Below are 14,409 nucleotides of genomic sequence, written 5' to 3'. Positions count from 1 at the left end.
GGTCCCCTTGGGCGAAGCTGGGGCAAGAATACCAACAGGAGGCCGATTTACCATGCCAAACGATTTTGCCCCGATTGATATGGTGGTTGTGCCGTGCCTGTCCGACAACTATGCGTTTCTGGTCCATAACCGTGATACTGGCGAAACCGCGCTGGTCGACGCCCCCGAGGCGAAGCCCATTCAGGCCGCGTTGAAGGCCAAGGGTTGGACCCTGACCGATATTCTGATCACCCATCACCACGGCGATCATATCGATGGAGTGTCGGAGCTGCGTGAAGGGGCGCGCGTTATCGGGGCGGCGCGCGATGCGCACCGGTTGCCACCGCTGGACGTTCAGGTCGCCGATGGAGATGTGATCGAGATATGTGGCGTCGATACGCATGTGCTGGATGTATCCGGCCACACGATTGGCCATATCGCTTATCATATGCCCGAGCCGGAACTGGCCTTTACCGCCGACAGCCTGATGGCGCTGGGCTGTGGTCGCCTGTTCGAAGGGACGGCGGCCCAGATGTGGGAAAGCCTGCAAAAACTGCGTTCATTACCGGAAGACACGATCATTTGTTCGGGTCATGAATATACCGAAACCAATGCCCGTTTTGCCCTGTCCCTTGACGCTGACAATAACGACCTTATCTCTCGTGTCGAAGGGATTGAGGCCGCGCGCGCTGCCGGACGCCCGACTGTGCCTTCCGCACTTGATGAAGAAATGCGCACGAACCCGTTTTTGCGGGCCGATGACCCTGCGTTCAAGGCTGTGCTGGGCATGGCAGATTCAACCGATGTGGATGTTTTTGCCGAGATCAGGGCACGCAAAGACAAATTTTAACCACGATGATGTGACATCGTGACCCAAAGCAGATGAATTTCTGGACTTCACGTTATTTGTGAAGCCGAATGATAAAAAAGTCCTTGAAGGTTCGCGGATAAAACCAAACCTTAAGGATAAGAGGCCACGGTTGGCGTGTGCAGTATATGCCGACCCCCGATGTCAAGGAGCACAGATCGTGCCATCATTTTCGACAACACTTGAGCAGTCCATTCATGGGGCCCTTGCCCTGGCAAATGCACGCAAGCACGAACTCGCCACGCTGGAGCATTTGCTGCTGGCGCTGATTGATGAACCTGACGCGGCCCGTGTGATGCGTGCCTGTTCGGTCAATCTGGATGAGTTGCGCAAGGATCTTGAACAGTTCATCGAGGATGATCTGTCGACCCTGATCACCGATGTCGAAGGGTCAGAGGCGGTACCGACCGCCGCCTTCCAGCGGGTCATTCAGCGTGCCGCCATTCATGTGCAATCCTCCGGCCGGAACGAGGTGACAGGCGCCAATGTGCTGGTCGCTATTTTTGCCGAGCGCGAAAGCAATGCCGCCTATTTCCTGCAGGAGCAGGATATGACCCGCTATGACGCGGTGAATTTCATCGCCCATGGTGTGGCCAAGGACCCTGCATTCGGGGAATCGCGCCCTGTGACGGGTTCGGCTGAAGAAGGTGAGACAGTGTCGGTTGGTGCCGATGGCGATGAAAAGGAAAGCGCATTGGCGAAGTACTGCGTTGACCTGAACGCCAAGGCCACAAAAGGCGATGTTGATCCGTTGATCGGCCGAGCGCATGAGGTAGAGCGCTGCATTCAGGTGCTGTGTCGTCGTCGCAAGAACAACCCGCTTTTGGTGGGTGACCCTGGCGTCGGCAAGACGGCGATTGCGGAAGGTTTGGCCTTCAAGATCGTGAATGGCGAAACGCCGGAGGTGTTGGCCTCTGCCACGATCTATAGCCTTGATATGGGCGCGCTGCTGGCCGGAACCCGCTATCGTGGTGATTTCGAGGAACGGTTGAAGGCCGTGATGTCGGAGATGGAAAACCACCCGGATGCGGTGCTGTTCATTGATGAAATCCACACCGTAATCGGTGCGGGTGCGACCTCTGGCGGGGCCATGGATGCATCGAACCTGCTGAAACCTGCGTTGCAGGGCGGCAAGCTGCGCTGCATGGGGTCGACCACCTACAAGGAATTCCGCCAGCATTTCGAAAAGGATCGCGCATTGTCCCGCCGGTTCCAGAAGATTGATGTGACTGAACCTTCGGTGCCGGATTCGATCAAGATTCTGCAGGGGTTGAAACCCTATTTCGAAGAGCATCACAGCATCAAATACACCGCTGATGCGATCAAGACGGCTGTGGAACTGTCGGCGCGCTATATCAACGACCGCAAATTGCCCGACAAGGCGATTGACGTGATTGATGAGGCGGGTGCGGCCCAGCATCTGGTTGCGGAATCGAAGCGTCGTAAGACGATTGGCACCAAGGAGATCGAGAATGTGGTCGCCAAGATCGCCCGCATTCCGCCCAAGAATGTGTCGAAAGATGATGCCGAGGTGCTGAAAGATCTGGAGAAGACGCTGAAGCGCGTGGTCTTTGGTCAGGATACGGCGATCGAGGCGCTGTCATCGGCGATCAAGCTGGCGCGGGCTGGTCTGCGTGAGCCCGAAAAGCCTATTGGCAACTACCTGTTCGCGGGTCCGACCGGTGTGGGTAAAACCGAGGTGGCCAAGCAGTTGGCCAGCACACTGGGTGTGGAACTACTGCGCTTTGACATGTCCGAATATATGGAAAAGCACGCGGTCAGCCGTCTTATTGGTGCGCCTCCCGGCTATGTCGGATTTGATCAGGGTGGCATGCTGACCGATGGGGTCGATCAGAACCCGCATTGCGTGCTGCTGCTGGATGAGATGGAAAAGGCGCACCCGGATGTCTACAACATCCTGCTGCAGGTGATGGATCACGGGAAGCTGACCGACCATAACGGTCGGACGACCGATTTCCGCAATGTAATCATCATCATGACATCCAACGCGGGTGCGGCTGAAATGTCGAAAAACGCCATGGGCTTTGGCCGTGAGGCACGGACGGGTGAAGATACGGCGGCGATCGAACGCACATTCACACCGGAATTCCGGAACCGTCTCGATGCGATCATTAGCTTTGGTGCTTTGCCGAAACCGGTGATCATGCAGGTGGTCGAGAAGTTTGTGCTGCAGCTTGAAGCGCAGTTGATCGACCGGAATGTGCATATCGAACTGACACCTGGAGCCGCCGAGTGGCTGGCCGACAAGGGCTATGATGAGAAAATGGGTGCGCGTCCACTGGGCCGCGTCATCCAAGAGCACATCAAGAAGCCGCTGGCCGAAGAACTGCTGTTCGGCAAGCTTGTCAAAGGCGGAATCGTCAAGGTTGGCGTCAAGAAGGGCGCGCTTGAGCTGAAATATCTGGAGCCCGAGCAAGGCAAGATAACCGACAAGGGTGACAAGCCGCCGTTGCTGACCGCCGATTGACGCAAGGGTGCGAAACAAGAAACAACAACGGCCCGGCGGCATCCCCGCCGGGCTTCTTTCATGAACCGCGTTGAAGCCTACGACATTTTGCGAAAGCATATCGATTTGTTCGTCACGTATTGTGCCGACAGGTCGCTCGAAGAAGACGTGCAGGGCGCAAGCGGAATCTGGTACCGGGTCGAAATCAAGGTCGTATCTGGCGCTGATGGTGAAGAGGTGCATGCTCTGATCCATGACCACAATTCCCACTGGTTCACGATGATCGAGGAACGGGTGCGTTATCAGCGTATGACGCGTCACTCCGACTTAGAATGAGTAATCAATCGCCGCGTCTCGCTGAGGTCGAACGCCAAGAGAGTTTTGCCGGGTCGATGCGGGAACCGGACGAGCCCCGGTAGATCGAACCCCCTGCATTCAATGTGGCACAGAACAGACTTTCCCCGAAAGTCCGTGTTCAAATCCTCGGAGAGGATTTGCTAGCGAATGGAGGTGAGGCAGATCGGCCCCCGGGTTCTCTATCGGAAATTCCTGGTGGCGCAAAAACGGCCGCCGGGGTCGCGGATGGCCTTTCGTCGATGCTGTCCTCATGGTGTAGTCTGCTCCAAAGAGGCGGAGAATCCAGATGTCGGACCAGATCACCTTTACGCTTGATGGCCAGACCGTCACTGCCGAACCGGGCGAAACCATTTGGGAGGTCGCTCACGGCCGCGGTCTGGTGATCCCGCATCTGTGCCACAAACCCAGCCCTGGTTATCGGTCCGATGGCAATTGCCGTGCCTGCGTGGTTGCGATCGAGGGTGAGCGGACGCTGGCCGCGTCCTGCATTCGCGAACCGTCTGAGGGGATGGTCGTGACCACCGATCAACCGCGCGAGGTGCAGGCCCGCAAGATGGTGATGGAACTGCTGGTTGCTGATCAGCCGGAACAGGCCGTTGCACATGACAAATCCAGCCATCTTTGGGATATGGCGGCAAAGCAGGATGTGAGTGAAAGCCGCTTTCCAACCATGGATGCCGATCACATTCCGCTGTTGGATGACAGCCATGTCGCGATGTCGGTCAATCTGGATGCCTGCATTCAATGCGGCCTTTGCGTGCGTGCCTGCCGCGAGGTGCAGGTCAATGATGTGATCGGCATGGCGGGCCGGGGCCATGACTCCTATCCGGTCTTCGACATGGATGACCCGATGGGCGCGTCATCCTGCGTCGCCTGCGGCGAATGTGTGCAGGCCTGCCCGACAGGGGCGCTGCTGCCTGCGACGGTCACGGACGATCATCAGGTCGGTGACACCAAGGATTACGACCGCGAGGTCAGTTCGGTCTGTCCGTTCTGCGGCGTGGGCTGTCAGGTGTCGCTGAAGGTCAAGGACAACAAGGTCAAGTTTGTCGAGGGGATCAACGGCCCCGCCAATGAAGGTCGGCTTTGTGTGAAAGGTCGTTTCGGGTTCGATTACATTCATCATGATCACCGCCTGACCAAGCCGCTGATCCGGCGCGATGATGCGCCGGCCAAGGGCCTAAATGTGGACCCCGCCAACTGGCGCACCCATTTCCGCGAGGCATCGTGGGAAGAGGCGCTGGATGTGGCTGCAAACGGCCTGAAGGAGATCGGCGGGCGGGGTGTGGCCGGGTTCGGGTCGGCCAAGTGCACCAATGAAGAGGCGTATCTGTTTCAGAAGCTGATCCGCCAGGGTTTTGGCCATAACAATGTCGATCATTGTACGCGCCTTTGCCACGCGTCATCGGTTGCGGCATTGATGGAGAATGTGGGGTCCGGTGCGGTGACCGCGACCTTTAACGAGATCGAGAATGCCGATGTGGCGATTGTGATCGGCGCCAACCCGGTCGAAAACCATCCGGTTGCGGCGACCTACTTCAAGCAGTTCGCCAAGCGCGGTGGCAAGCTGATCGTGATGGACCCGCGCGGTGTGGGTCTGCGCCGGTTTGCGTCGCATATGCTGCAGTTTCGGCCCGGCGCGGATGTGTCGATGCTGAACGCGATCATGCATGTGATCGTGGAAGAAAAGCTCTACGACCAGCAATATATCGAGGCCTATACCGAGAATTGGGAGGCCGAGAAGGCGCATCTGGCTGATTTCTCACCCGAGAAGATGGAAGGCATCTGCGGCATCCTGGCAGAGACATTGCGCGATGTGGCCCGCACCTTTGCCGGGGCGAAATCGGCGATGATTTTCTGGGGGATGGGTGTCAGCCAGCATATCCACGGAACCGACAACTCGCGTTGCCTGATTTCGTTGGCGCTGATGACCGGGCAGGTGGGTCGCCCCGGTGCCGGTCTGCATCCGTTGCGGGGGCAGAACAATGTGCAGGGCGCGTCGGATGCTGGCCTGATCCCGATGTTCCTGCCGGATTATCAGCCGGTGGGGGATGATGGTGTGCGATCTGCGTTTCAGGAGATCTGGCAAGAAGGCACAATTGACCCCAAACGCGGTCTGACCGTCACCGAAATCCTCGATGCGGTCCATGCAGGCGATATTCACGGCATGTATATTCTGGGCGAAAATCCGGCGATGTCCGACCCGGATGTGGAACATGCCCGCGATGCGCTGGCCAAGCTGAAACACCTGGTGGTGCAGGATATCTTCATCACCGAAACAGCGAATTTCGCCGATGTGATCCTGCCTGCCAGCGCCTTTGCCGAAAAGACCGGGACGGTGACCAACACCAACCGTCAGGTGCAGATGGGCCGCCCTGCCGTGCCCCCGCCGGGTGAGGCGAAAGAGGATTGGTGGATCACGACCGAATTGGCAAAGCGGCTGGGCCTGCCTTGGACCTATGCCCACCCGTCAGAGGTGTTTGGCGAGATGACGAAGTCGATGAAATCGCTCAACAACATCACATGGGACCGGCTGGAGGCGCAGAATGTCGTCACCTATCCATCGCTTTCGCCAGAGGATCCGGGCCAGCCGATTGTCTTTGCCGATGGGTTCCCGCGCGAGAATGGTCGGGCCCGGTTCACGCCGGCCAGCGTGATCGCGCCGGATGAGGTGCCGGATACGGAGTATCCGATGATCCTGACCACCGGGCGGCAGCTGGAACATTGGCATACAGGGTCGATGACCCGCCGGTCCAAGGTGTTGGATGCGGTCGAGCCCGAGGCCAACTGTTCACTGCACCCGTCGACCTTGCGCAAGCTGGGTGTGGAGCCGGGCGGCATGGTGCGTCTGACAACCCGGCGGGGCAGTATCGACATCATGGCGCGCGCCGACCGCGCCGTGTCACCCGATATGGTGTTCGTCCCCTTCGCTTACGTGGAGGCGGCCGCGAATATCCTGACCAACCCTGCTGTGGACCCGTATGGGAAGATCCCGGAGTTCAAATTCGCTGCCGTGAAGGTGGAAAAGGCAGAGAGTCAGGTCGCGGCGGAGTGATCTTGCAACGCGCTTTCGCGTCTGATCGCAATTAAATGAACGCTTGTTCAAAAAACTATTTGACGGATTGAGGGTGGCCCCGCAGTATATTGTTACGTCGCGTCGCGAGGAGGCGAGTCGATTGTAACGCTGGCGGTGACCAGCGAGGGAGGACATCTGGAATGACCGCATCCGCGCCCAGCGGCCTGAAATCTGTTCCCGACCTGTTGGCCCGGAATGTGGCCAAGCACGGGACCAAGGCGGCCTATCGCGAAAAGGAATTCGGGATCTGGCAAAGCTGGACCTGGGCCGAGGCTGCCGCCGAAATCGATGCGTTGGCGATGGGGTTTCTGACCCTTGGGGCCGATGTGGGCGATCATATCGCGATTGCCGGGCGCAATCGTCCGGCGCTTTATTGGGCGATGGTCGCCGCGCAACGGATTGGCTGCGTGCCAGTGCCGCTTTATGCCGATGCCGCGGCTGAGGAAATCGCCTATGCGCTGGATCATTGCGGTGCCCGCTATGTCGTGGCTGGCGATCAGGAGCAGGTGGACAAGATCGCGGATGTCCGCGACGGCCTGCACGCGCTGCAGCATGTGGTCTATCTGGATGGGCGCGGTCTGCGCAAATATGACCATTCCCATATGACGTCTTACGCTAATCTGCAGGAGGCTGGGCGCAAGTCGGGCCGGATTGGTGAGGTGAATGATCGCAGCGCCGCGCGGACCTATGATGATACCAGCGTGATGCTTTATACCTCGGGCACGACAGGGCGGCCTAAGGGCGTGGTGCTTTCGAACCGCAATGTGATCGAAACCTCGAAAAATTCGTCGGAATTTGACCATCTCCAACCGGGGGATGAGGTGCTGGCCTATCTGCCGATGGCCTGGGTCGGTGATTTCATCTTTTCCATCGGGCAAGCCATGTGGACCGGGTTCTGTGTCAACTGCCCGGAAAGCGCCGAGACGATGCATACCGATCTGCGCGAGATCGGGCCGACCTATTTCTTTGCCCCGCCGCGTGTGTTCGAACAGCAATTGACCAACGTCATGATCCGCATGGAAGACGCAGGCCGGTTCAAGAAATGGTTGTTTGACCGCTGCATGGCGGTGGGCCGCCGCGTGGGTCCCGCGCTATTGGATGGTGAACCGGTCAGTCAGATGGATCGGTTCCGCTATCGTCTGGCGGATTGGTTCGCGATTGGTCCGCTGAAAAACACGCTGGGCCTGAGCCGGGTGCGGGTCGGCTATACCGCCGGCGAGGCGATTGGCCCCGAGATTTTCGATTTCTACCGGGCGCTGGGCATCAACCTCAAACAGCTTTACGGCCAGACCGAGGCGACGGTGTTCATTACCCAGCAGCCCGATGGTGAGGTCCGGTCAGATACCGTGGGTGTGCCGAGCCCCGGTGTGGAACTGAAGATCGCCGAGAATGGCGAGGTATTCTATCGCTCGCCCGGTGTGTTTGTGGAGTACTACAAGAACGCGGAAAGCACAGCCTCGACCAAGGATGCCGAAGGCTGGGTCGCCACGGGCGATGCCGGGTTCATCGAGGAAGGCACCGGCCATCTGCGCATCATCGACCGCGCCAAGGATGTGGGAAAGATGGCTGATGGCCGTCTGTTCGCACCAAAATATGTGGAAAACAAGCTGAAATTCTATCCCGACATTCTGGAGGCCGTGGTGTTCGGGGCGGGCCGTGATTATTGCACGGCCTTTATCAATATCGACCTGACGGCGGTCGGCAACTGGGCCGAGCGCAACAATATCGCCTATTCCAGCTATCAGGAATTGTCGCAGCATCCCCGCGTCTTGGACACGATCCAGGCCCATGTAGCGGAGGTCAACAAATCGGTCGCCGCCGATGAAATGCTGGCGGGCTGTCAGGTGCATCGGTTCCTGGTGCTGCACAAGGAACTGGATGCCGATGATGGCGAGATGACGCGCACACGCAAGGTGCGCCGCGCGGTGATTGCCGAGAAGTTCAGCGATCTGATTGCAGCGCTGTATTCGGATAAGGGCGAGATCTATACGGAGACCGAAGTGACCTATGAGGATGGCCGCAAGGGCAAGATCAAGGCGACGCTGGAGTTGCGCGATGCCGCAGTGACAGCTGAACAGCAGAAGGTTGCGGCGGAATGACGGTGCGACGCTCCGCTGCGCGGTCGCCCCGCCCGCCATCCCGTGATGCCTCCGGTAGGTGTATTTTCGGTAAAATGATGAGGTGGGTGACGTGAAGGATATCATCGAGCCTTATGTGACCCCGGACGGCCGCACCATCGGCGGTGTCCTAATGGATATGCGCAATATTACCCTGCGCTTTGGCGGGGTGGAGGCGATCAAGGATATCTCTCTTGATATCCGCGAGGGTGAGATCCGGGCGATTATTGGCCCGAACGGGGCCGGCAAATCCTCAATGCTGAACGTCATTTCGGGATTTTATAATCCGCAGGAGGGAGAGGTCTGGTTTCGTGGCGAAAAGCGCCCACCGATGAAACCTTATCAGGTCGCACGGCTGGGCATTGCCCGGACCTTTCAGAACATCGCCCTGTTTGAGGGGATGACCGTGCTGGACAACATCATGACCGGTCGGCTGACCCACATGAAATCAGGCATGTTCTGGCAGGCGATCTGGGCAGGCCGTGCCGAGACCGAAGAGGTGCATAATCGCGAGATTGTCGAACGGATCATCGATTTCCTGGAGATTCAGGCGATCCGCAAGACGCCGGTGGGCCGCTTGCCTTATGGCTTGAAGAAGCGGGTCGAACTGGCCCGCGCCTTGGCTGCCGAACCAAAGCTGTTGCTGCTGGATGAGCCGATGGCGGGCATGAACGTGGAGGAGAAAGAGGACATGAGCCGCTTTATCCTTGATGTGAATGATGAATTCGGCACCACGATTGCGTTGATCGAACACGATATGGGTGTGGTCATGGACCTGTCCGACCGCGTTGTCGTGATGGATTATGGGCGCAAGATCGGGGACGGCACACCCGACGAGGTGCGCAACAATGAACAGGTGATCGATGCTTATTTAGGGGTGGCGCATGACTAGGTGCAACGCCGTCCCGGGCCTGACCCGGGACCTCAAACCCAACACAGAGGCCCCGGATCAGGTTCGGGGCTGCGGAGGCGCTTATGTCCGCTGACTTTCTTTATGGTATCGAAGTGGTCATCAACGGCCTGATGGCCGGAGTGCTATATGCCCTTGTCGCGCTGGGTTTTGTTCTGATTTTCAAGGCGTCGGGTATTTTCAATTATGCCCAAGGGGTCATGGCCCTGTTTGCCGCCCTGACCCTTGTGGGCATCATGGAAGGACAGGTGCCGTTCAGCCATCTGATCAACGCGATTTTCGGGACTGAGGTGCATCATTTCGGGTGGGAGGTCCCGGCGCTGCTGGCCATCGCCTTTACCGTGCTGATCATGATTGCCTTCGCCTGGGCCGTTCAAAGGTTCGTGTTTCGCCATCTTGTGGGGCAGGAGCCCATCATTCTTTTCATGGCCACCATCGGCCTTGCCTACTTCCTCGAAGGGGTTGGCGACCTGATGTGGGGGTCAGATATCAAGACGCTGGCGCTGGGCCTGCCGCAGGGTGGCTCGCTTTGGGTCGAGAATTTGACCAACGGGTTGGGCGGCGATGATTTCTACGGCTTTTTCATCGACAAGCTGGATATGGTGGCGACTGTCGTCGCGGCGATCCTTGTCGTCAGCCTGATTGCCTTTGCCCAATACACCAAACAGGGCCGCGCCATGCGGGCTGTGGCCGATGACCACCAGGCGGCATTATCGGTGGGTATCTCGCTGAACTATATCTGGGTGCTGGTCTGGTCGCTGGCCGGGATCGTGGCGCTGGTCGCGGGTGTGATGTGGGGGGCGAAGTCGGGCGTGCAGTTTTCGCTGTCGCTGATCGCGCTAAAGGCGCTGCCGGTCCTGATGCTGGGTGGGTTTACATCCATCCCCGGTGCCATCGTCGGCGGGTTGATCATCGGCGTTGGGGAAAAGCTGTTCGAATACACGATTGGCGCGCCCTATCTGGGTGGTGCGACCGAGAACTGGTTTGCCTATATGCTGGCGCTGATCTTTCTGGTGTTCCGTCCGCAGGGCCTGTTTGGGGAGAAGATCATTGAGCGCGTTTGAGTTGGTGGACTGCTCTGCAGAGAAATCTTGCCTCCGGCGGGGATACTTAGGCTCGGAAGAAGCAGGGGGTGGTTGGTAAATGCTTTACCGTGAAGCCGGAGATTTCAAAACCTCTTACCACGCTGACAACCAGACCTTTCCGATCAGGTTCGACCGGATCGGGTTCTGGATCACGATGGTCATTGCCTTTGCCGTGATCCCGTTTGTGATCAATGATTACTGGGCTAATGCGATCCTTGTGCCTTTCCTGATCTATGCCATCGCGGCCATCGGGCTGAATATTTTGACGGGCTATTGCGGGCAGGTGAGCCTTGGCACCGGGGGGTTCATGGCGGTGGGGGCCTATGCCTGCTACAAGCTGATGACAGGGCTTGATATCTACTTTGCCTCCGAAGGGTTCGTGTCGGCCGGGGGAGAGATGATCTCAAAGGGTGGTGAGAGTTTTGAGGTCACCGGGCAGTTCCTGTTCTTTACCATCGCCCAGAATGCCGAATGGACCGTCTACATCCTGACCCAGATCAACCCTGTGATTGCGGTCATCCTCGCGGGCTTTGTCACCGCTGCCGTGGGGGTCCTTTTCGGTCTGCCGTCCTTGCGGATCAAGGGGTTCTATCTGGCTGTCGCCACGCTTGCTGCACAGTTCTTCCTCGTCTGGCTTTTCAACAAAATCTCGTGGTTTTACAACTACTCCGCCTCTGGGCAGATCAATGCGCCCGAACGGTTTGTGAGCGAGTTTGCAGTCACCGGCCCCAATACCGCCCCTTGGGCGCAGTACATGGTCTGTCTGATCTTTGTGGTGGTCTGCGCCCTGATTGCGCGCAACCTGACCCGCGGCACGGTCGGCCGGTCGTGGATGGCGATCCGTGACATGGACATCGCGGCCGAGATCATCGGGGTGAACCCGCTGAAGGCCAAACTGACCGCCTTTGCAGTGTCATCGTTCTTTATCGGCATTTCAGGCGCGCTGTTCTTTTCGGTCTATCTGGGCGCGGTTGAGGTGGGTGAGGCGTTCGGCATCCAGAAATCATTCCTGGTGCTGTTCATGATCATCATCGGCGGGCTTGGCAGTATTTTCGGGTGTTTCGCAGGCGCGGCGTTTCTGGTGCTGTTGCCTGTCGCGCTGAAGGTGATCGGCGTGGATGTATTGGGCTGGCCGACTGATATCGTGTCGCATCTCAATCTGGTCATCGTAGGTGCGTTGATCATGTTTTTCCTGATCAAGGAACCACACGGGCTGGCGCAGATATGGCGGTTGGCGAAAGAAAAACTGCGGCTGTGGCCGTTTCCATATTAACGTGACGTAGAGGTCCCGGATCAGGTCCGGGACAGCGTTGCGACAACAAGAAGTCGGATCAACCAATGGGAGGAAAGAACCGATGAAGATAAAGACACTGGCCGCGATGGCCCTGGCCGGGGCGATGGCCGCGGGGCCTGCAATGGCAGAACTAGTTATTCCGGATCTGAGTTACCGGACCGGCCCTTATGCGGCGGGTGGCACGCCGTTTTCTGACGGGTTTCAGGACTATTTCGCCCTGCTGAATGCGCGTGATGGCGGGATTGGCGGCGAACCTGTTCGCATCCTGGAATGCGAAACCGGTTATAACACCGAGAAGGGTGTGGAATGCTATGAAAGCACCAAAGGCGAAGGCGCGTTGATTTATCAGCCGCTGTCCACCGGGATTACCTATCAGTTGATTCCCAAGGCCACCGCAGACGGTATCCCGCTTCACACCATGGGCTATGGCCGGACATCTGCCGCCAATGGTGAGGTTTTCAACTGGGTCTTCAACTACCCGGCCAACTATTGGGATGCTGCGTCCGTTGCCGTAAACTACCTGTTGGATGAAAACGGCGGAGACTTAAGCGGCAAGAAGATCGCGCTGGTCTATCACAACTCGGCCTATGGCAAGGAGCCGATCCGCACGTTGGAAGAACTGTCATCCATGCATGGGTTTGAGCTGACGCAACTGGCGGTCGACCACCCCGGGCAGGAGCAGAAATCGCAATGGCTGCAGATCCGCCGCGAACGGCCCGATTATGTCCTGATGTGGGGCTGGGGCGTGATGAACCAAGTTGCCGTGCAGGAGGCCGCCAATATCGGTTTCCCGATGGAAAACTTCATCGGCAACTGGTGGGCTGGTGCCGAGCATGATGTGACCCCTGCGGGCATGGCGGCCAATGGCTACAAGTCGCTGAACATGAACCGCGTTGTCGACTATCCCGTGCTGGAAGAGATCCAGGCGCAGGTGCATGATGCAGGTAACGCCGCCGGTGATGGCAGCAATATCGGCAAGGTGCTCTATGTGCGGGGTATGTATGCCGCCATGCTGGCCGCCGAAGCCATTGCCAAGGGCCAAGAGATCCATGGCGTGTCCGACGTGACCCCTGCGATGGTTCGCGACGGCATGGAAGCGTTGGAGATCACCAATGCGCGGATGGCTGAACTGGGCATGGAAGGCATCGGACCAGAGTTTTCCGTATCCTGTCAGGACCATGGTGGCGCCGGTCAGGGCCTTGTCCAGCAGTGGAACGCCGCTGATGGCGTGTGGGAGCCGCTGACGGACTTCATCTCGCCCGATGATGCCGTGATTTCGCCGCTGGTGGCCGAGGACTCTGCCGCGTTTGCAGCCGAGAACAACATCACACCGGGTTGCCTGTGATCTGAACAAATGCGGGTGGCCTTCGGGCCGCCCGTTCCCAACCGGAGACACCCCATGCTGGACACCGCCAAATCAGACGTTGAGACCCTGCTAGAGGTCAACAATATCGAGGTGATCTATAATCACGTGATCCTCGTGCTCAAAGGCGTGTCGCTGAATGTGCCAAAGGGCGGCATCACGGCGCTGCTTGGCGGGAATGGCGCGGGCAAGACAACCACGCTCAAGGCGATTTCGAACCTGCTGCATTCCGAACGGGGTGAGGTGACTAAAGGCTCGGTCAGCTATCGTGGCACCCGCGTGCAGGACCTGTCGCCAGAAGCGCTGGTCAAGATGGGCGTTATTCAGGTGATGGAAGGCCGCCACTGCTTTGAACATCTGACGGTCGAGGAAAACCTGATGACCGGTGCCTATACCCGCCGCGATGGTGGCGGGGCAATCAGCGCCGATCTGGACCTCGTTTACAGCTATTTCCCCCGACTGAAAGAGCGGCGCAAGTCGCAGGCCGGGTATACCTCTGGCGGGGAACAGCAGATGTGCGCCATCGGGCGCGCGCTGATGTCACGGCCCGAGACGATCCTACTGGATGAGCCCTCAATGGGTTTGGCCCCGCAACTGGTCGAAGAGATCTTCACAATCGTGAAGAATTTGAACGAGAAAGAAGGCGTGTCCTTCCTGCTTGCCGAACAGAATACCAATGTGGCCCTGCGGTTCGCCCATCAGGGTTACATCCTCGAAAGCGGACGGGTCGTGATGGAAGGCCCTGCCGCCGAACTGCGCGAGAACCCGGACGTCAAGGAGTTCTACCTTGGCATGTCCGACGAAGGGCGCAAAAGCTTCCGCGACGTGCGCAGTTACCGGCGACGGAAGAGGTGGTTGGCGTAGAGGGGCGAACAGTGCGTTGTTGCCTAGTC

Annotated in this window: 10 protein-coding genes; all 10 read left to right on the top strand. The window is 58.4% G+C overall.

Annotation, left to right across the window (positions count from 1 at the left end; all coding sequences use genetic code 11):
• The first annotated feature begins 52 nt into the window (after positions 1-52).
• A complete protein-coding gene (gloB, locus tag ACFWW4_RS12915; RefSeq protein WP_411891231.1) occupies positions 53-829 on the top strand; it encodes a hydroxyacylglutathione hydrolase in 777 nt (258 codons plus the stop codon).
• Positions 830-1,007: 178 nt separating this feature from the next.
• Positions 1,008-3,335 (top strand): ATP-dependent Clp protease ATP-binding subunit ClpA, encoded by a 2,328-nt coding sequence (clpA, locus tag ACFWW4_RS12910; protein WP_411891230.1) that lies wholly within the window; start codon positions 1,008-1,010, stop codon positions 3,333-3,335.
• Positions 3,336-3,395: 60 nt separating this feature from the next.
• The gene (locus ACFWW4_RS12905; RefSeq protein WP_411891229.1) at positions 3,396-3,650 is read left to right on the top strand and encodes a hypothetical protein; all 255 of its coding nucleotides are present in this window, start codon (positions 3,396-3,398) and stop codon (positions 3,648-3,650) included.
• A gap of 307 nt (positions 3,651-3,957) precedes the next feature.
• Positions 3,958-6,726: a formate dehydrogenase subunit alpha gene (fdhF, locus tag ACFWW4_RS12900; protein WP_411891228.1), complete on the top strand. Its 2,769-nt coding sequence runs from the start codon at positions 3,958-3,960 to the stop codon at positions 6,724-6,726.
• A gap of 161 nt (positions 6,727-6,887) precedes the next feature.
• Complete coding sequence (locus ACFWW4_RS12895) at positions 6,888-8,846, top strand: AMP-binding protein (RefSeq protein WP_411891227.1); 1,959 nt, start codon at positions 6,888-6,890, stop codon at positions 8,844-8,846.
• Positions 8,847-8,997: 151 nt separating this feature from the next.
• Positions 8,998-9,756 (top strand): ABC transporter ATP-binding protein, encoded by a 759-nt coding sequence (locus ACFWW4_RS12890; RefSeq protein ID WP_411891365.1) that lies wholly within the window; start codon positions 8,998-9,000, stop codon positions 9,754-9,756.
• A gap of 83 nt (positions 9,757-9,839) precedes the next feature.
• The gene (locus ACFWW4_RS12885) at positions 9,840-10,838 is read left to right on the top strand and encodes a branched-chain amino acid ABC transporter permease (RefSeq protein WP_393929902.1); all 999 of its coding nucleotides are present in this window, start codon (positions 9,840-9,842) and stop codon (positions 10,836-10,838) included.
• A 79-nt stretch (positions 10,839-10,917) separates the two neighbouring features.
• The gene (locus tag ACFWW4_RS12880) at positions 10,918-12,132 is read left to right on the top strand and encodes a branched-chain amino acid ABC transporter permease (protein WP_411891226.1); all 1,215 of its coding nucleotides are present in this window, start codon (positions 10,918-10,920) and stop codon (positions 12,130-12,132) included.
• Positions 12,133-12,214: 82 nt separating this feature from the next.
• On the top strand, positions 12,215-13,498 hold the full coding sequence (locus ACFWW4_RS12875) for an ABC transporter substrate-binding protein (protein WP_393929898.1): 1,284 nt from the start codon (positions 12,215-12,217) through the stop codon (positions 13,496-13,498).
• A gap of 54 nt (positions 13,499-13,552) precedes the next feature.
• Positions 13,553-14,380: an ABC transporter ATP-binding protein gene (locus ACFWW4_RS12870; RefSeq protein ID WP_411891225.1), complete on the top strand. Its 828-nt coding sequence runs from the start codon at positions 13,553-13,555 to the stop codon at positions 14,378-14,380.
• The last annotated feature ends 29 nt before the right edge of the window (positions 14,381-14,409 follow it).

This window comes from Yoonia sp. SDW83-1 (assembly GCF_046762885.1).
Taxonomy (GTDB): Bacteria; Pseudomonadota; Alphaproteobacteria; order Rhodobacterales; family Rhodobacteraceae; genus Yoonia.
Note: the sequence above shows the minus strand (reverse complement) of the source record. Positions and strands in the feature narration are given on the sequence as shown.